13 protein-coding genes are annotated in these 19,707 nt (G+C 26.1%); 3 read left to right on the top strand and 10 right to left on the bottom strand.

The genetic code is table 4. From position 1 onward, the window contains the following. Window positions 1-27: 27 nt before the first annotated feature. The 4 genes from D2845_RS00590 to D2845_RS06000 form a co-directional block, all read right to left on the bottom strand. Entirely contained in the window at window positions 28-2,229 is a 2,202-nt protein-coding gene (locus D2845_RS00590; RefSeq protein ID WP_110858320.1) for a putative immunoglobulin-blocking virulence protein, read from the bottom strand. Between the two features lie 249 nt (window positions 2,230-2,478). Further along, a complete protein-coding gene (gene mip / locus D2845_RS00585; protein ID WP_110858321.1) occupies window positions 2,479-4,989 on the bottom strand; it encodes an Ig-specific serine endopeptidase MIP in 2,511 nt (836 codons plus the stop codon). Between the two features lie 32 nt (window positions 4,990-5,021). Continuing rightward, window positions 5,022-7,319, bottom strand: a complete 2,298-nt coding sequence (gene mip, locus D2845_RS06005; RefSeq protein ID WP_110858322.1) for an Ig-specific serine endopeptidase MIP — start codon at window positions 7,317-7,319, stop codon at window positions 5,022-5,024. Window positions 7,320-7,351: 32 nt separating this feature from the next. After that, window positions 7,352-9,613, bottom strand: a complete 2,262-nt coding sequence (locus D2845_RS06000; protein WP_110858323.1) for a putative immunoglobulin-blocking virulence protein — start codon at window positions 9,611-9,613, stop codon at window positions 7,352-7,354. A 322-nt stretch (window positions 9,614-9,935) separates the two neighbouring features. Between D2845_RS06000 and D2845_RS00570 the strand changes: the two genes are divergently transcribed. Continuing rightward, window positions 9,936-10,949 (top strand): IS30 family transposase, encoded by a 1,014-nt coding sequence (locus tag D2845_RS00570; protein WP_117275960.1) that lies wholly within the window; start codon window positions 9,936-9,938, stop codon window positions 10,947-10,949. Window positions 10,950-11,267: 318 nt separating this feature from the next. Here the strand turns inward: D2845_RS00570 and fusA are convergent, their stop codons facing one another. Genes fusA through rpsL form a run of 3 tightly spaced genes read right to left on the bottom strand, consistent with a single transcriptional unit; the run spans window position 11,268 to window position 14,329 of the window. Beyond that, a complete protein-coding gene (gene fusA / locus D2845_RS00565; protein WP_110858446.1) occupies window positions 11,268-13,361 on the bottom strand; it encodes an elongation factor G in 2,094 nt (697 codons plus the stop codon). Window positions 13,362-13,406: 45 nt separating this feature from the next. Continuing rightward, window positions 13,407-13,877: a 30S ribosomal protein S7 gene (gene rpsG, locus D2845_RS00560; RefSeq protein WP_002881224.1), complete on the bottom strand. Its 471-nt coding sequence runs from the start codon at window positions 13,875-13,877 to the stop codon at window positions 13,407-13,409. Between the two features lie 35 nt (window positions 13,878-13,912). Then, entirely contained in the window at window positions 13,913-14,329 is a 417-nt protein-coding gene (gene rpsL, locus D2845_RS00555) for a 30S ribosomal protein S12 (protein WP_002881225.1), read from the bottom strand. Between the two features lie 458 nt (window positions 14,330-14,787). On the opposite strand from rpsL, the gene D2845_RS05995 reads away from it, so the two are divergent. Next, entirely contained in the window at window positions 14,788-16,128 is a 1,341-nt protein-coding gene (locus D2845_RS05995) for an MAG4530 family protein (protein WP_110858447.1), read from the top strand. Further along, window positions 16,118-16,594, top strand: a complete 477-nt coding sequence (locus tag D2845_RS00545) for a hypothetical protein (protein ID WP_110858448.1) — start codon at window positions 16,118-16,120, stop codon at window positions 16,592-16,594. Before D2845_RS05995 ends, D2845_RS00545 begins: the two co-directional genes overlap by 11 nt. Window positions 16,595-16,691: 97 nt before the next feature. Here the strand turns inward: D2845_RS00545 and D2845_RS05990 are convergent, their stop codons facing one another. From D2845_RS05990 to D2845_RS05980, 3 genes are all read right to left on the bottom strand, one after another. Beyond that, window positions 16,692-17,318, bottom strand: coding sequence for a hypothetical protein (locus D2845_RS05990; protein WP_110858449.1), 627 nt, complete (start codon window positions 17,316-17,318; stop codon window positions 16,692-16,694). Between the two features lie 25 nt (window positions 17,319-17,343). Continuing rightward, on the bottom strand, window positions 17,344-18,576 hold the full coding sequence (locus D2845_RS05985; RefSeq protein WP_110858450.1) for an ABC transporter permease: 1,233 nt from the start codon (window positions 18,574-18,576) through the stop codon (window positions 17,344-17,346). A gap of 64 nt (window positions 18,577-18,640) precedes the next feature. Next, window positions 18,641-19,648, bottom strand: a complete 1,008-nt coding sequence (locus tag D2845_RS05980) for a hypothetical protein (RefSeq protein ID WP_002881234.1) — start codon at window positions 19,646-19,648, stop codon at window positions 18,641-18,643. Between the last annotated feature and the right edge of the window lie 59 nt (window positions 19,649-19,707).

Here is a 19,707-nt window from a genome sequence, read left to right as displayed (position 1 = left end):
CTCACTTTGCAAATATAATAAATTTAATTAGTTATATGATATATCTTCTGTTCCATCATGTTCAGATACATCATATAGGTTTTCAAGTTGACTTCTTAATTGATGTGCATTTCTAGGGACTTGAATTTTTGTTATTTTTGATAAACTAGTTAGTACATTTAAATTTGATAATCCAGAATCTGTTAACGAGTTGCTATCACTAAATCTAATAGCCTGAGTTGTAATTCCATTTGAAAATTTAATCTCAGTTCTTGGTGGTTCTGGTTCATTTAATGCCATAACTTTATCTAATTGACCTTGATCTAAATCAGTTGTTTTAAGTTCAAAATAAGACTTATCATTATAGAATTTAAGATTTTTTAATTTTCTTGGTTTATTGTTTCCATTTCTTATATCATGAAAAATTAATCCTTTTAATGACTTCATTGATGGAGCTCTTGAAAAATCAAGTCTTGTTGGATAACTATTATCTCCTTCATTATTATCAGGATTCAATCCAGGTCCAAAATCGCCTTGAAAAATACCTTCATTATTTCTTACATAATAAGCCATTCTTAAGCCTAAATTAATTCTTTCAAATTTCTTTTCTAAACTTGTTTCTTGAGATTTAATGTCAGATTCTTCGAATGCTAAAGTGTTAAAAACAATTCTTGAGACTGTTTTTTGTCTACGTTCTCAATTAACATTATAATCAATTGTATTTACCCATCTTACACCTTTTATTGCTCATGGATTAATTGACCAACCTTCTATTAATGGATTTCCTTCCGTAAATAAAGATAATTCCTTAATATCCTTATTTTCTAATTCAATAAGTGATGCTGTATTTGTTGCTTTTGAACTAAAAAATAATTCTAGATGTGGTAAATCATTTGGTAAGGCACGGATAATTTCTCTGAATTTTTGTTGCGGATCTTTCTCACCCATATTTTTAATACGATAAGATGTAATTTTGATATTTTTATTTTTTAGATCTTCAATTAATTTTTTAGTTTTTTCATAACCTAAAGAATTGTTTGCATCAATTTCAACAGCAATTCCTTTAATTTCTTTACCATCTTTATCTTTTTCAGCTTTAGTCAATTCAAAAATTTTAATATCATCATCCTGTCCAACATTAAATTCTTTGAATTGAGCATCAGTTGTAACTTCTCTTTTTGTTCATCCAGGGTATTCACCATTACTAATTTCAGCTGGTGTTCTCCCGTAATAACTATCATATGAAAAGACCCTTTTTTCACGATTATCTCTTTGAAGTCTTGAAGTTACAGTATTAAACCCAGGAGCTGGATCATATGAATATGAATCAAGTTCACCATTTTCATTAATATAAACATTATCTGCAGTTGCTGTGTAACCTTCTTTTAAGAATTTTTCAGCACTTCCGCTTAGTTTAGTAAATTTTGAATAATCCAAATTTTTAATTAATCATGCATATTTATGTGTTGGACTAGGAAATGTTTTTCCTTTTCTATATTCATCTGCTGCTTCTTTTTTTAAAAAATTAACAACATTATTACTGTCAAGCAACTTTCTAAACCTATCTAACATTTTTTGTCAAACATGAGAATTTTGTCTTGTAAAATCTTCAAGTTTAAATTCTTCACTATCAACTTCTGGAAGTGAATTTAAAAATTTATCTGCATATGTTTTTAATCCACTTGAACTATTTTCAACTAAATTTTTAGCTACTGCATCTTTTAATTTTTTAGTTACTTCGACATTTGTAATTTTCCCAACAATTTGAGCTATATATGGATCCTTGTTTGTAATACCAGCTGCAATATCTTCTTTATTTAAAACTCTTCCAGGTGCTACTTCAGCCTCAACAATTACATTTACACCATGAATATTAACTGTGATTCTTTCTATTTTTTTTGGTTGCTCAATTGGTTTTGGGATGGGTTGTGGAGGTACTGGGACTGGAGTTGGTTCTGGTTTAGCTACTTCAATTGGTTGGATTTCTTTTTCATTTTTCTCAATGACTACAGGTGCTTTTGCTTCGACTAAATTACGATCAGTATGTGAAATTGTTGCATCCTTAATATCAGCGTTTGAACTATTAAAAATTTCAGGATCATTTGAACCATAATTTTTATAATTTACACCTAAATTATTTTTATTATTATATGAAAATAAGAAAATTCCAAGTCCAGCTGATGCTAAAAGACTTGAACCCAGTGATAAAGCAATTATTTTATTTTTTTTATTTTTAAATATTTTTTTCATAATTAACTACCTTTTTGAGATTATAAACTAAATATTTTAATTAGAAATTATAACAAAATTTTAACATTTAACTTTTTTTATAATTTTATACTTATTTTTTTAAAAAAAATAAAATAAAGATTTTAGGAAACAAAAATCAATTTATTTTTTAATCATTAGATAATGTAATTTTATATATTTAAATTTTAAAAAAATCATAGCATACAGTTGCTATGATTGGCATGTGATATTAAAAGAAATTAAGATTGTCTATTCAATATCTTTTAAAGTAAGAATATTTCCAAACTTATATTCTTCAAATCCTTTTTCTAATCCATTTTTAAATAAATTTGTTTTTAAATCTGGATATAAATTTTTTAAGGCATCACGATATGAATTTTTTTGATCTTTACCACCACCATAAATTAAATCATATTGTGGCAAGTTATATTTCCCATATAGTCCTTGATAATCAAATCCTTCCGATCTAAAAGCAGCAGATAATCCAGCTCGTGCACCATTATTAGTTGAATAATAAATTGAAACTAATTCATTATCTTGGTTTCTTATTGAAGAACCTGAAGCTCCTGCTATTGGAGCATAATAACGCGGTACATATCCAAGGGTCATATTGATATATTTTTTACCATTTAATTCATAAAATCCATCACCAAATTTTGGTGCTGCAATAAATGTATCAACAATGCCTGGTTTATTAATAAAACTTCGATAACCAACATTGTATGATAAGAAATTTCCTTGATCAATCTTATTATTTAAATCGAATTCTTGTTTTTGAATTTCTTTATTGTAATAAGAAAAATCAGTATTAAATCAAAGGCTAAGGCTTTGTCTTGCTCATTCAATATCAAAACCTTGAGCTTTTTTATCTAGATAAAAATCTCCTGTGCTACGTGGTCAACCAACAGCATATAAATATTCAAGATCACTCGGATTATTGCCTTGAAGTGGATAATCAATATTTTTATAATCTTTTAGGTATGAATTCTTTCGAAATTTAATATGTTTATTTGTTTGGTTTGCATAATCATTAGTTATCTCTTTTGCAAGATTTTGTGCAAAATTCTTTTGATCATATTCTTCATATTTTGCTGTTACATCTTTTTGATTTGAAGACGCATACAATTTTTTTATTTGTGAAAAATCGACTTCAAAAACAGCAAAATCTGCAAATGCTTCATAATCTTGAAATTTTTTCTTTTGTTCAGGAATTAAAAATTCAAATGGTTTTTTATTTAAATATCCAATTCCATCAAAAACCTTTTTGATTGCTTTTTTATCATTGAAATAAAATGTTGTAATCTTCTCATCAAGTCTTGATAAATTTAGTGTTTGTCCAATCTCTAAATTATTGTTGATTTTAGTAATCGAAAAAGAAGTTAAATTATCTACAAGTGCTCTTGCCACATGTGAATTTGTTCCAAAATATCATTTTGTTGGATAACCATTATCACTAAGTTGGTAATCCAAAATCCACATTGTGCCATTTTCGCTGATCGAATGTATATTTTCTTTTGTCATTTTCTCAAATTCAACAATTTTTTTTCTTAAAATTTCTTTTTCAACATCTAAAGTTAATTTTTTAAAATATTGAATCTTGTCGTTTATTGCTTTTAAATTTTTTTCTTTTTCATTTTCTAAATTTTGTCTTGACAAATGATCTTGAGTATTTTTTATTTTTTCATTTCAATATTCTTCAATATTTTTTTTATCAAATTCTAATTTTTTAATTTCTTCATTTCTTAATTGTTCAAATTTTTCTTTTGCATCTTCTTTATTTCAAAGATCAAGGTTTTGTTTTATTTGATCAATCTCTTTTTTGAAATCATTTTTTCTTGTTAAATTGATTGAAAAAGTTTGTTTTGCAATATCTAAATATTTTTGATTAACAATTTTTCTAGCCAATCCAATCGTTTTATAAACATCATCACCTTTTTTGTCTAATGAATCAACCCAAGAGGGTATTTTTCCAATTTCTAACCCTTCAAACAACTCAAGTCCTTTAACATTACTTTTTTTATCATAAGAAGGTATTGTAAAACCTTTATATGCTAAATTTTCATAGGAATCTTGATTAACTAATGCTGCTTTTTTATTAAATTCTTTAACTTGTTTTTCATTTGCTACAACATTTTTTCTTAATTCATGTCAATTTTTAATTCCCATTGAAGAAGACAAATAATTTCTTAAAATTTTTAGATATTCATTATTATCATGTAAAAAACGCTTGTTATGTGGATAACTAATATATTTATCTAAATCAATATTTGAATTATTAATTTGATGGTTTTGATTACTTATTTTTTTTAATTCAAAAACATATTCAAAAGATTTTTTAGTTTTTTTATTTGTAAGCAAAACCTTTATTTTAGGCTCATTTATTTGATGATTATTTGGGACTAGAATTATGTCAACAAGACTAAAACCAATTTTTTTATTTAGATCTTCATTTTTAGCTTGAATTACTAAATTATTTAAGTGATTTTTTAATTGCAATCAAGAAATTTCATTTACGTTTATTTTTTCTAAGGAATTTTTAAATTTCAAAATTAAGTGATCTTCAAAATTTGGAGATTGTGTTAAATTTTTAAAATCTTTCTCAAATTCTTCATCAGAATAATTTAATATTTCCTTATTTACATTATCTTGATCATTATTTACTTTATTTTGTTTGCATGAAAACAAAATAAATGCTGATGTTGAAATAAATATAGAAAATAAAAACAAAAATTTCTTTCTATTTTTTGATTTAAATTGCATAAAATACTCCAACTAATTTAAATATTAAATCATTAATTTTTTATATCTTTCGCTGTTAAAACCCGATCAAATTTATAATCAGGATTTTCTTTGTTAACACCTTCTTTAAATAAGTTTGTTTTAATGTCTTGTTTTTTATTTTTTAGTGCTTCACGATATGAATTTCTTTGATCTTTTCCACCACCATAAATTAAGTCATATTGTGGTAAATTATATTTACCATATAGTCCTTGATAATCAAATCCTTCTGATCTAAAAGCAACTGATAATCCAACTCTAGCATTTGTATTTGTTGCATAATAAACTGCAACTAATTCATTATGTTGATTTCTTATTGATGAACCTGATGCTCCACCAATTGGGGCTCAACGACGTGGCATATAAGCAAGACCCATATTTGCATATTGTTTACCATTGATAGTATAAAATTCTTTCCCAAATTTTGGAGCAGCGATAAAAGTATCTAATACACCTGGTTTATTTGTAAATGAACGATAACCAATTTGGTATGATAAAAAATTCCCTCTTTGATATTTTTTTTGTTTTTCAGGATCAACAATTGCATTTTCTCCATTTACAACATTTAAATCATAATATTCATACTCAGTATTAGTTCATAAACTAAATGAAGTTTCTTTTCGTTTATTTTGATCATCATCAACATATGGTTTCAAATAGAAATCCCCAAGCGATGAAGGTCAACCAACAGCATAAAGAAATTCAATATTATCAGATAATTTCCCCTTAATTGGGTAATCAATTTTTTTATAATCTTTTAAATAAGAATCTTTTTTGAATTTAACATGATTTTTTACATTATTAACATAATCATTCGTAATTTCTTTTGCTAAATTTTCTGCAAAATCATTATCTTTTTTATTCACATATTTTGAAGTTAATGGTTGATCATTTGCTACTACAATCAAATCTTCCTTCTTAATTTTTGAAAAATCAATTTCAAAAACTGCAAAATCAACAAATGACCCTAAATTAGGAAATTTATTTTTGGATTTTTGTGATAAAAAATTTGTTGCAGTAAACTCTTCTTTTAAAAAATCTGTTCCATCAAAAATTTTTGAAATTGCTTCTTTTGATGAATTAGTGAAACCAAAAGTAATAATATTGTCATCCAAACTTGAAACTCTTAATTGCGAACCAACTCTTAGATCATTACTAATTTTTGAAATTGAAAATGATAATAAATTTTCTGTCAGTGCTTTAGCAACATGTGAATTAGTTCCGAAATATCATTTTGTTGGATATTTTTTATTTTCTTCAATTTGATAATCAAGAATTCACATTGTTCCATTTTCAGGAAGAATTGATTTCTTTTCTTCCTTGTTTTTTTTAGCTTTTTCTTTAAATTCTTCAATTTGTTTTTTTAAAAACTCAAGATAGGAATCTTTAGTTAAATTTTGATAATAAGCAATATTTTCATCGTATTTTTTTAATGCTTCATTTTTTTCATCAATTTTTGATTTTCTTGAATCAGATGAAATTTTATTAATTGCTTGATCAAATTCTTTTTCTAAAATATCTTTATCTTTTTTTAATTTCTCTAGTTTCTCTTCTTTTAATTTTTCAAATTCTTCTGTATTGTTTTCTAAATAATTAATATCAAATTTATTTTGCTTAATTTCTTTTTGATAATCATTCAGATTATTTATTCGAATTGAATATGTTTGTTTAGCAATTTCCAAGTATTTCTCATTAACAATTTTTCTTGCCAATCCAATCGCAGAATAAGGATTATTTTTGTTAAATGCATCAATTTTTGAAGCTTGTTTAGGTGATTCCTCAGATTCCAAAATATCTAAACCATCAATCTCAGTTGAATTGCTTTTATATGAAGGAATTGTAAAACCTTTATATGCTGAATTAACAAAAGAATCTTGTTTATTTTGGGAGGCTAACTTATCAAAATTATTAATTTGGGCTTGTGTTGCATGAAGATTTTTTCTTAAATCATTTCAATTGTTAATATTAGCAGAAGCTGCTAAATATTTTTTTAATCCATCTACATACTTATCATTATCTTTTTTGAAACGTTGATCTTGATTAAGTTTAATGTACTTATCAATTTCAGTATTACTAATACTATTAATTTGAGGTTGAATTTTATCATTTGGATGCTCATTAAAATTATTTGAGTTATTCCCATCACTGTTATTATCTTTTTTTGATTCATTATCTTGATTATTTAAATTAGAATTCAAATTATCTTCTTTAATATTTTTCTTGCATGAAGACAAAATAATTAAAGGAGATATTGCCAAAAAACTTCCAAATGACAAAAATATCATTTTTTTAAATTTTATATTTTTTTTCATTTTTATAAATTCCCTTAAATCAAAATAACTTTCTAGTTAAATGAATCATCAGAATCAACTGAAGAAAAAGTTACAGTATAACCTTGACCCTCAAGTTGTTTTTTGAGATCATAAGTACCTTCTTCAACTTGAATATTTTTTGGAATTCTTGATAACTGAAATAATACACTAAGATTGTCAATTGCTGAAGAACTTAATTGATTTTTACCTTTAATTCTAATTGAATTTGTTTGTTGACCATTACTAAACTCTATTATTGTTGGTGGAGGTCCTTGTTCACCAACTGCCATGACAGAATCAAATTGTGCGTTGTCTAAGTCATCTCCACTAATTTCAAAGAAACTTTTATTATTATATAGTTTAAGATTTTTAAGTTTTCTTGGTTTGTTTGATGTTTTAATGACATCCTTAAAAACTAATCCTTTTAAACTCTTGATTGAAGGTGCTCTTGAAAAATCAAGTCTTGTTGGATAACTATTCCCCCCCTCATCATGATCTGGATCTGTTCCAGAACCAAAACTTCCCTGAAAGATTTTTTCATTATTTCTTACATAATAGGCCATTCTTAGCCCATCATTAATTCGTTTATATTTGCCTTCAAGATCATTTTTATCCTTATCAATATCTGTTTCTTCAAAAGCAATTGTGTCAAAAACAATTCTTGAAGCTGCATTATGCATCCCATAATTGTTTGCATAATCAAGTGTATTTATTCATTTAACACCTTTTAATGCTAGTGGATTAATTGATCATTGTGGTAAATGGATATTACCCAAAGTAAATAATGATAACTCCTTAATTTCCTTATTTTCCAGTTCAATTAAAGATGCTGTATTTGTTGCATTTTGATCAAAAAATAATTCAAGATGTGGTAGTTTATTTGGAAGTGCCTTCATAATTTCTTTAAACGCTTGATTTGGATCTTTTTTACCCATATTCTTAATTCGATATGAAGTAATTTCAATGTTATTAGCCTTCAATTTGTTAATAAAATCTAGTGTTTTTTTATATCCTGATTCATTAGATGCATCAATTTCGATTGCAATTGCCTTTTCTTCTTTACCATCTTTAGATTTTTTGCTTAATTCAAATACTTTAATATCATCATTTTTATTAATGTCATAATCATTTTCATATTTAGTTGTTATATCACTTTTGCTTCATCCAGGATATTCGCCATCAGCAATTTGCCCAGGGTTTCTTCCAAAATACCCTTCCATATGAAAAACTCTCCGTTCACGATTAAGTTTTTCATTTAAGGTTGTTACCTTATTATAACCTGGAGCTGGTTCATATGAATATGAATCAAGTTCACCATTTTCATTAATATAAGCATTCTCAGCTGTTGCTGTATAACCTTCTTTTAAATATTTTTGTGCATTTGAAGATAATGTTGTAAATTTTGAATAATCAAGATTTTTTATCATTCAAGCATATTTTGTATTTTCACTAAAAAATTTTTTACCATTTTCTAATTCAGCAACTGCTTTTGGTAAAAGAAATTCTTTAACTCTTGGACTTTTTAACAAATGAATGAATTTATCCATAAGTCGCTGTCAATAATGAAGATTTTGTTTAAAATAATCGTCTGGATTAAAAGCTCCATTTGTTTTTTCAATATCAGCTATTTCAAGAGGAATATCGTCAGTTAAAAACATACCTTGAAATTTTTCTAAACCTGGATGCTCATTCTTAACTAAATTTTTAGCAACAGCGCTTTTTAATTCGTCAGTTACTTCAATACTTACAATTCGACCTACAAGATCACTAACGAATGGATTTTTATTTGTAATTCCTGCATCAATATCACGTTGATCTAAAATTCTTGCTTTAGGTTCTTCGGCATAAACTTCAACAGTAACCCCATGGATAGTTACAGTTTTTTTGCTAATTTTTTTGGAATCATCTCTTTGGGGTGTTGGCTTAGGTGTTGGTAATGTAGGTGTTGGAATTGGGTCGGGTTTAATAATTGGTTGTGAAGGTTTTGGGACTGGAACTGACTCAGGTTCAGCTACTTCAGTTGGTACAATTTTTGGTTCTTCTTTTTCAATAACAACCGGAGCTTTTGCTTCAACTAAATTTCGATCAGTATGTGAAATTGTTGCATTTTTAATGTCCGCTACACCATTACTAAAAATTTCTGGTGTATTTGAACCAAAATTTTGATAATTAATTCCTAAATTATTTTTATGATTAAAAGAAAATAAAAATCCTGCAATTGCTCCTGCAGAGATTAAACTCAGACCTAATGACAAAGTTAATATTTTAGTTTTTTTATTTTTAAAAATTTTCATATTTTCACCCCAAATCACTAAGAAATAATATGTCTTATTTACTTATAAATAGAAAATTGAAATAAAAAAATTTTAGCAAAATTTAATTTTTTGTTTTTTAAAAAAAATAAATTTCAGCTTTTTTCATTCTTAATTTAAAAAGAATTTTATTTATTTGTAAACTTGAATAAAAAAGTTTAAGCCTTAATTATATAAAAGGCTTAAGCTTAATTATAAATTCAAGTGCAACACAATAAAGATATAAAATATAGTTGTGGACACTTGAATTTTTATTTTTAAAAATAAGAAAAAAAGTCCCGCCTGAGATAAAGGAACTTTCAATATGAATTATAACAAAAATAATAAATATAAACATATAAATGAAGTTGAAAGATCTTATATAAAATTTGAGCTTAATCGTAATAAATCAATACGTTCAATTGCAAAAAAATTAGATAGAAGTCCTTCAACAATTATGCGAGAAATAAAAAGAAACACAAGCTTAGGAACTTATGACCCCATTGTAGCAAACATTAAGGCTAAAAAACGTCATAGACATAAATATTATTTTAGATTTTTGTTGCCGAATAAATTTGATAAATTTACAGAATTATTCAAAAATAAATATGACAAAAAATACTATGGTGTGAAAGCTACATTACATGAGATAAAAAAGGATCCAAATATAAATTGTCCTTCATTAAGAACGATATACAACTGAATAAATAAAAATCTTTGAGTTATCAAAAGAAAAGATAGATTAAGAAAATGATATAAAAAGGGCGGAAAAAGAACTACATCAGTTATAAAAAGATTGGTTAATTCAGCAGATTACGTTTTTCCAATATGAACAAGACCAAAAAAAATTGATTTAAGAAAAGAATTTGGACACTGAGAAGCTGATCTTGTATTGGGTAAAAAATCAAATGGATATTACAATGTTTTAACACTTACAGAAAGAAAAACAAGAATCGGATTCGCAATAAAAGTTCGTTCAAAATCTGGATTTGTAATAAATTCAAGTCTTAAAAATCTAATTCAAGATAACAATTTATTTGTCAAAAGCATAACCATAGATAATGGTATTGAATTTGAAAAAATTGGTTTATTAGCTAAGTGGTTAGACATAAAAATATATCGTGCAGAACCATATGCATCATTCCAACGAGGTAGTAATGAACATTGAAATGGGATTTTAAGAAGAGAATTTAAAAAGGGGTTTGATTTTAATGAAATAACCCAAGAAGAATTAGAAAAAATAGTTTTCAAAATCAACAATATGCCAAGAGAAATATTAAACTGATTAACACCTTTGGAGTTGTTTAAAAAAGAAAATAGTAATGACTTTATATTATAAAAATTTACTTATTTAAAATTGATAAAATCAAACTAAAAAAAATAATAACTGACTAATGTCAGTTTTTTGAGTATTCCAAATTTTAGTTTTAATAATAAAACTCTTTAAATTGAATTTAGATTCAAAAAAATAATAAATATTTTTTCACTTTAAACAAAAAAATAAGTTATAGAAACATTTAATTTATAATAAAAAAAGCAAATGCAACAGTGTTGCACTTGAACTTTTCATTTAGGTTAAGCCTTAATTATATAAAAGGCTTAAACTAGATTGATATTTTAATAAATAAAGATTAAAAAATTAATATAAGAAAATTTTTTAATCTTCGTCTACAGAAACTCTTCCACCACGTTTTTTAATGATTTCATCCGCTAAATTACGTGGTAATTTTTCATAGTGATCAAATCACATTTGGTAAGTTCCCCGACCAGTTGTCATTGATCTTAGTTGTGTTGCGTAACCAAACATTTCACTTAATGGAACATATGCCTTAATCACATGGGCACCATCATTTCTTGTTTCATTATCACGCACTTGACCTCTACGACGTGAGATATCCCCCATGACATCCCCAAAGAAATCTTCAGGAACAACAACGGCAACATCCATAATTGGTTCTAATAAAACAGTACCCAATTGTTCACGTCCTTTAGTTAATGATTTTGAAGCAGCAATTTTGTAAGCTAATTCTGAAGAATCGACATCATGGTATGATCCATCAAACAAAGTTGCTTTTAAATCAATCATTTGATATCCAGCTAAAATACCAATTGCCATTTTTTCTCTCAAACCTTTTTCAATTGATTTGATGTATTCTTTTGGAATTTTACCACCAACAATTTTATCGACAAATTCAAAGCCGCCATCTGGGTTTGGTTCATATTTAATTCAAACATGACCATATTGACCTTTACCACCAGATTGTTTTTTATGAATTCCTTCAACTTCAGCTGATTTTGTAATGGTTTCACGGTATGAAACTTGAGGAGCACCAACACTTACTTCAACTTTGAATTCACGTTTCAAACGATCAATAATAATATCTAGATGTAACTCACCCATCCCTGCAATAATTGTTTGACCCGTTTCTTCATCAGTGTAGTATTTAAATGTTGGGTCTTCAGCACCTAAACGTTGCAATGCTAATGAAAGTTTTTCAGAAGCATCTTTTGTTTTTGGTTCAATTGCTTGCGAAATAACAGGTTCAGGGAAATTCATGTTTTCTAAAACAATATCTTTATGTTTTTCATCAATTAAAGTATCCCCTGTTGTTGTGTATTTTAATCCAACAGCAGCCCCAATATCACCGGCTCTAACTTCTTCAATATCAATTCTTGAATTCGCATGCATTAATAAGATCCGGCTTAGTCTTTCTTTTTCGCCTTTTGTTGAGTTAGCAACATATGAACCTTTGCCAATCACACCACTATAAACTCTAAAGAATGTTAGATTTCCAACAAATGGGTCATTCATAACTTTAAATGCTAAAGCCGAGAAAAATTCATCATCAGAAGCAGGGATTGCGATTTCTTCCCCATTTTTGTATGCTTTCATTGGTGGAATATCAAGCGGACTTGGTAAATAATCCACAACGGCATCAAGCATTAATTTAACACCTTTATTTTTAAATGATGTTCCACAAACAACTGGGAAATAAGTTGCTGTTAAAGTTGCTTTCCGGATTGCTTTTTTCATTAACTCAACTGAAATTTCTTGTTCAGTTAATAATAACTCCATAATTTCTTCATCAAAATCAGCTAATGATTCTGCTAATGAAGCACGCATTAAGGTTGCTTCGTCTTTTAAATATGATGGAATTTCAATTTCTTTCATATTTTCTTCGATGTTGCCATCAAATTCATATGCTTTCATTGTTACTAAATCAATGATTCCATTGAATTGTGCTTCTTCACCAATATTTAGTTGAATTGCATGTGCATTTGCACCTAATAATTTTTTTAGTGATTCAACAGATGCTTTGAAATTAGCACCCATTTTGTCCATTTTGTTAACATAAACAATTCTTGGAACACTGTAATTTGTTGCTTGTCTTCAAACAGTTTCAGTTTGAGGTTCAACTCCTGATTGCGCATCAAGAACAGCAACAGCACCATCTAATACCCGCAATGAACGTTCAACCTCAATTGTAAAGTCAACGTGTCCTGGGGTATCAATGATGTTTAATCTTTTATTTTTTCAATATGTTGTTGTTGCAGCTGAAGTAATTGTAATTCCACGTTCTTGTTCTTGCACCATTCAATCCATTTGTGAAGCACCTTCATGTGTTTCACCAATTTTATGAATTTTACCTGTGTGGTACAAAACTCTTTCAGTTGTTGTTGTTTTGCCAGCATCAATATGCGCCATGATTCCGATGTTTCGATAATCATCTAATTTATATTCTCTTGCCATATAGTTTATTTTTTCCTATTTTTAAATTTAAAATGTTTATACAATTTATCATCTGAAATGAGCAAAAGCTTTATTTGATTCGGCCATTTTATGAGTATCTTCACGCTTTTTGATTGCTCCACCCATTTTGTTTGAAGCATCAATAATTTCGTGTGCTAATTTTTCTTCCATGGTCTTATCATTTCTTAATCTTGCATATTGAATAATTCATCTTAAAGCTAGTGTTTGTTTTCTTTTTGGACTAACTTCACATGGTACTTGGTAGTTTGAACCTCCAACTCTTCTTGAACGAACTTCAAGTTGTGGACTTACATTTTCAAGCGCAGCATTAAACACTTCCATTGGGTCTTTATTAGTTTTTTCTTTCACAATATCAAATGCGTTATACAAAATGCTTTCAGCAACAGATTTTTTACCATCTAACATGATTGTGTTAATTAATTTGGTAATAATTTTTGAGTTAAAAACTGGATCTGCTAAAACATCTCTCACTGGTGCTTTATGTTTTCTTGACATAATATTTTTTCCTTTCTTTTTAACTTTTTTAAGAATTAGTTACTTTTTGGTCTTTTTGTTCCATATAGTGAACGAGCTTGTTTTCTGTTATTAACACCTGCTGCATCTTGTGTTCCACGCACGATTGTGTATCTAATCCCTGGTAAATCCTTAACTTTCCCCCCACGAATTAAAACAACTGAGTGTTCTTGTAAATTGTGACCTTCACCTGGAATGTAAGCTGTTACTTCCTGTCCATTTGATAATCTAACACGGGCATATTTACGAATTGCTGAGTTAGGTTTTTTAGGTGTCATTGTTGCAACCCTGGTACATACACCACGTTTAAATGGTGCAGGAATTATTTTTTCTTTTTTTTGTAAAGAGTTATACATCTTTAATAAAGCAGGAGCTTTTGATTTTGATGTTTTATCCTTACGACCTTGCTTAACTAGTTGAGCAACTGTAGGCATAGTTTTATTCTCCTTAATTTTTTAAAATGTTATTAAATAATTTTGAAAATTATCTTTGGTATTTTTTAGCTTGAATATAAAATACTCATAAATTATACAACAACTAAACCGGTGTTTTACATTTTTTTAAATTTTATTTTAAACAAATTTTTTTAGAAAAATATAATCAGATTATCAAAAATAATTAAGATAAATTAAATCATAATATAAATAAATTTTTTTAACCTTTGCAATAAGCAATAAATGCTATTTTTTATATTCCTAATTATATTTGATTGAAATTAGTTATATAATATATGTAATTAATATAATTTTATGAAATTAACATTCATTTAAAAATCATTAATAAAAAATAATAAAGTTAAAAAATTAAATTAAAAATTTTATCTTTGATATGGCATCCAAACAAAGAAAGTTTGGTGTTTATTATTGATCTAATTATAAATTAAGGGAGGTATATGATATCACAATCTAAAAAAGATCTTTTAGAAAAATATTATACAAATAAAGTAGGTCTTAAACATTTATGATTATTCTTTTCATTTTTTCTTGTTTTGGGTTTATTGGCTTTAAATATTGCTATTATTTATGGCCTAACACTAGTACCATCTCAAAGTCAAAGTGATTTAGATAAATATAAAAAACTATTTCCATATTTTCCTATTATGTTAGCAATTCTACTTACTTTACTAACATTATCCACATTTTGATGAGTTAACTCACTAGCACATATTTTATTTGTGAGATATTATCATCATAATATTTTTAAAGCAGAAAAATGACTTAAAGTCAAATTATTTACTACTTTAAATATTGCTGCATACAAGACATTAAATAAAAACTTAAATATGCTTTCTAATAAAGATAAAAAATTTTTATTTGAAATGCAAGAAGCTGAATTAATTCCCCAAGGAGATTATGCATTAGCATTAGCTTATAAAGATTATTATTACAAACCTAATAAGATTGAATTTATTGCCATAAATGAGAATTTCAATCCAAAAGCAATTGCAAATTCGAATAATCTAGAAATTTCTTCTATGAATGAAGTATTTATTAAAGCTAAATATCAAGACATTGATATTGAAATATCAAGACCTAGATTTATTCCATTAGCTTATCAAAAAAATAAATCAAAAATGATTTTGCCAAATAAAAATTATTTATTAGCACTGAAACTACAACAATTATTGCAAATTTATCAAAGCAAACAAGCAGGAAAAAAAGTTGCTGAAGCAAACATTGAAACTAATTTAAGTAATATAGCTTTTATTCTTGCAAAAGAAAAAAATCTTTGTTTTAAAACAATAATTAAAGATTTTAAAAATGCTTCAATTGATCATTATTTTGTTAACTACTTTTTAAAAACTTTTATTTTTGAAGACTTTGAGAAACTAAATGATTTCCAAACAATGCTTAATAAATTTATTGATAAAAGCAAAAACTTTAATGAACTAAAATGATTCTTTGAACAATTTTTCTTAACAATCAAAAATGATAAAGAATTAAGTCAATTGCATCATTTAATGAATAAAATCATTGCTAATAAAGTTGAAATTGATAACAAATATTTAAAAAACTTAAGCTCAAAAAATAAAAAACGAAATGGGTTTAAACTTCAATTTACTAATCTGCAAGAAAAACAAACTTATTTAGCACAGTTTCCAAATCAATTTAAATCACAATTAATTGCTAACTATTATGCTAACTTTAATAATGAGCAACAAAATACAATTGATATGCGCGCAATTTTACTTTTAGAATTAAATAAACAACTAGGAGTTACAAATGAAAAATAAAAATACCACTTTTATTGTTGCTTTTGTTAGTGTTTTATTAGTTTTTATTGTTGGCGTGGCAATTATAAATTTATTAGATATTGTTTTTAATATTGGTTCATTAACTCAAGCTAATTTTATGGCCGTATATTTACCAACTCTCTCAGCAATAATTTATTTTATTTTCGTTGCAATGAGTGTTGTCTTTTGTTTTTATTTAGCACTAGAATTAGTAATTTGTCCATATCTCAAAAAAGAAAAATATATTACTATTGGTTTAATAGTTGCTTTATTGCTAATTTTTACTTTCCGTCTTGTGCTATTTATTACCTTAGTTGATTTAAATAAATTTTTAGCTTATGATTATGCTGTTTTAGTGTTGTCATTGATTAATTTAGTAGTGATAATTTTTTCATCATACTATTTAATTAAGCTTCTAAAAAAACTACTTATTCAAGACAAAGAAAAAGATCATGCTATAGTATAAATTATCTAATTAAAAAACAATAAGAAGACAACAATCTATGCGTTGTCTTTTATTTTTAAATAAAAAAATGACCATTAAATAGTCATTTTAAAATTTATTATAAAAATTCTTTTATTCCATTTAGGTTAGAAGAAGCATTTTCAACTATTTTTTTTAATTCAGGATCTTTAATCTCATCTTTAATTTCTTCAACAAATTTATTTAGCTTGTCTTTATGTTTGTCAATATCTTCTAATGAAAAATTATTAAAGTCAATCTTGCCATTATCAAAATTAGTTTTCACAAAATTATCTACTTTTTCTTTAACTTTCTTATTGGCTGGGGCATCAATATTATTTTTTAATAATCAGTTTCGGAAATCATCATATATCGCAAAATATTCAAAAGCTTTTTTTGCTTTGCCAATTTTAAGTTGTCAAAAACTATTAACTAAAGAAATAAATTCATTTTTTGAATCTGCTAAAAAATTTGCAATTGAATAATTTTTTGAAATCTCTTTGCTTTTAAGATCTTTTAATAATTTTTTAACATCTTCTTTAAGTTTTTCTGTATCTTTGTCTTCAGTTTTATCTTTAAAAAAATCATCAATTTCTTGTTCAACTTGCCAAATTGCTTTGTTTTTTAATGTTGTAACTGCCTTATTAATTGGTGCACATGAAACAATTGCTGGCGCCGCAATTAAAATTGGACTCGAAACAAACATTCATTTAATTGCTTTCTTCATGATTTTTTAGTTGTTACCTTATTAATTATCTTGTTAATAAAAATTTTGAAATTAAATAGTCTTTATATTCTTTTAAAAATTCTGATAATTCTTTTTCATAAACAAATTCTTCCTCATTCAAATGGTAAGAAATTGATGTATTGACATTGAAAAATAAATCCTCAATTTCTGAATCACGATAAAATAGTCATGAATTTTTTTGCAATCCTTGATATAAAGGATCCATTGAACGAGTTACATAAACATACTCTTCATATTTCTTTTTAAATTCTTCTTTTGAAAGAGTTGTAATTTTTTTATTTTCTTGGATTATTTTTGCTTTATCATCCATTTGTGACATTCAAGCAATTTCTTTTTCTAGATCATTTTGCTTGTCAGCATTATTTGCTTGCAGGTTTTTTGGTTTCGAAGAGATTAATTTATCTTGATAAAATTCTTGTTTTAATGCTTCTTTTTTATTAATTTCTTCAATTGCTTCACCAAAAAAAATGATTTTAAACAACTGATTTAAAAATAAGTTGTATTGTTTTTGAAAACTAAATTGTTTTTTTGTTTTTAATTGAGAATCTTGGCTTTTTTGAACTTGCTTCTTTGCATCTTCTGAGATTTTTTGATGCTTTTTTGTGACTAAAACTTCGGCATTCATGTTGTTATAAAAATTCATTCAGCGTTGAAATAAATTGAACAATAAAACATTTTCTTGGCGTAATTTATCAAAATCAATTTGAATTTTTTCTGGATAATTAGCATTTAATTCATTGCGTTTAAATTCTTTTAATGAAAGTAATTCAGAATGAATGCTATCTTTTTTTAATTTATATTGCGGATAATTAAATTTGATGAAATAAATTGCTACTTGACCAAAAATTAGACTTAATAATAAAATTACTCCTGTTGCAATTCCGGCACTAAAAATTGGAATATATGATTTATTTAATTCAAAATTAGCATATACTCTTGAAAGCGAAACTGATGATAAAATAATTTGCGCTAAGATTAAACATCCAATAAAAAAGATATTAAAAAAACCATTGCTTCTTAGATTAATTCCTTGAATATATTTTTTAACTAAATATTCACCTAAAATGCTTTTTGTTTTATCAATGCTTTTTTTGTAATAAAAAAAGAATTTGATTAAAAAATAAAGATTAATAATTAGCAAAATTGTAATGACTAAAGTAAAAATTAAAAACGATCCTGCTGGTTTTGGTTCAGTTTGTGCTGGGGTTGTTGATTCTGCGAATAAAATATTTTCCATAATCAAAAAATCTCCTTGACTCATTAGAGAATATCAATAAAATTACTTTTTTTAAAAATTAATTTTATTGAATTTCATCTGAATCTTTTTCTTCTTTTTTATCATTTTCAAACTTAGTTTCATCTTCGTTTGTTTTATTATCTTTTTTTGCAAGATCATTTTCATTATTATTTTGATCTTGATCTTTTTTAATATTTTCAAAAATCATGATAATTTTATCAATTAATTGTTCACGACTTAATTCAGCGGCACCAAAAATATTTAATTTTTGTGCCATTAAAATAATTTTTTTATCATCTAAAGTTTCTAATTGTGCCCGAAAATCAATTGCTTTTTGATTATTTGCTTTATTTTCGTCTAAATCATTAATAACAAAAGGTAAAGTGTTTTTTTCAGAAAGTTTTTTTTCAGTTTCTAATTCATTTTGACTGGCATTGTTTGCAAACATTTGGTTTAACATATTTAAAGGATCACCATTGGCACCAAGTTTTTTTAATTGCTCTTTTGTTTTGACATATCTAAACATTTTAATAATTGTCGAACATGGAAAATAAAATCCAAAATATCCAATTGGTAAAACAAATGTGTAACTAACATTCAAAATTTGGTTAACATTTCAACTTTCAATTCTAAAAAAACTTCCCATTGAAAAAAATAAATTGATAATTGTAAAAACAATTACTAAACTATATAAACTTGATAATCAAGGCGAATATCTACTAAAGTCTTTCTTTTTCATTGAAAGTAAATATGAAACCATGTGTCATATAAACATCGCTAATGAACCTAATACACCAATAATTGAAAGTGTAAATTTTCTTGTATACAACTGATTTGCAGCTGCTTGGGCATCAGATGGTTGTGCATCCGTTCTTACTGATGAAAATACATTGATATAATTAAGAATGTAATCTTGACGTCTAACGGCATATTCAATAAAAGCGATCATCAATAAAACACAAAATATTGCTAAGAATGTCGAAAATAAAATTCACCTAATATTGAATTTCTTTTGATGTTCATTGTACAACTCTTCAGTTGTATTATATTGGGCTATGTCGATTGATCTCATAAAACTCCGTTTTCTTTTAAAATTTAATTGATAATTATAACTTAAATATAGTAAAAATT

The organism is Metamycoplasma alkalescens, from assembly GCF_900476125.1.
Classification (GTDB): domain Bacteria; phylum Bacillota_I; class Bacilli_A; order Mycoplasmatales; family Metamycoplasmataceae; genus Metamycoplasma; species Metamycoplasma alkalescens.
This window is presented reverse-complemented; position numbering and strand designations above follow the sequence as displayed.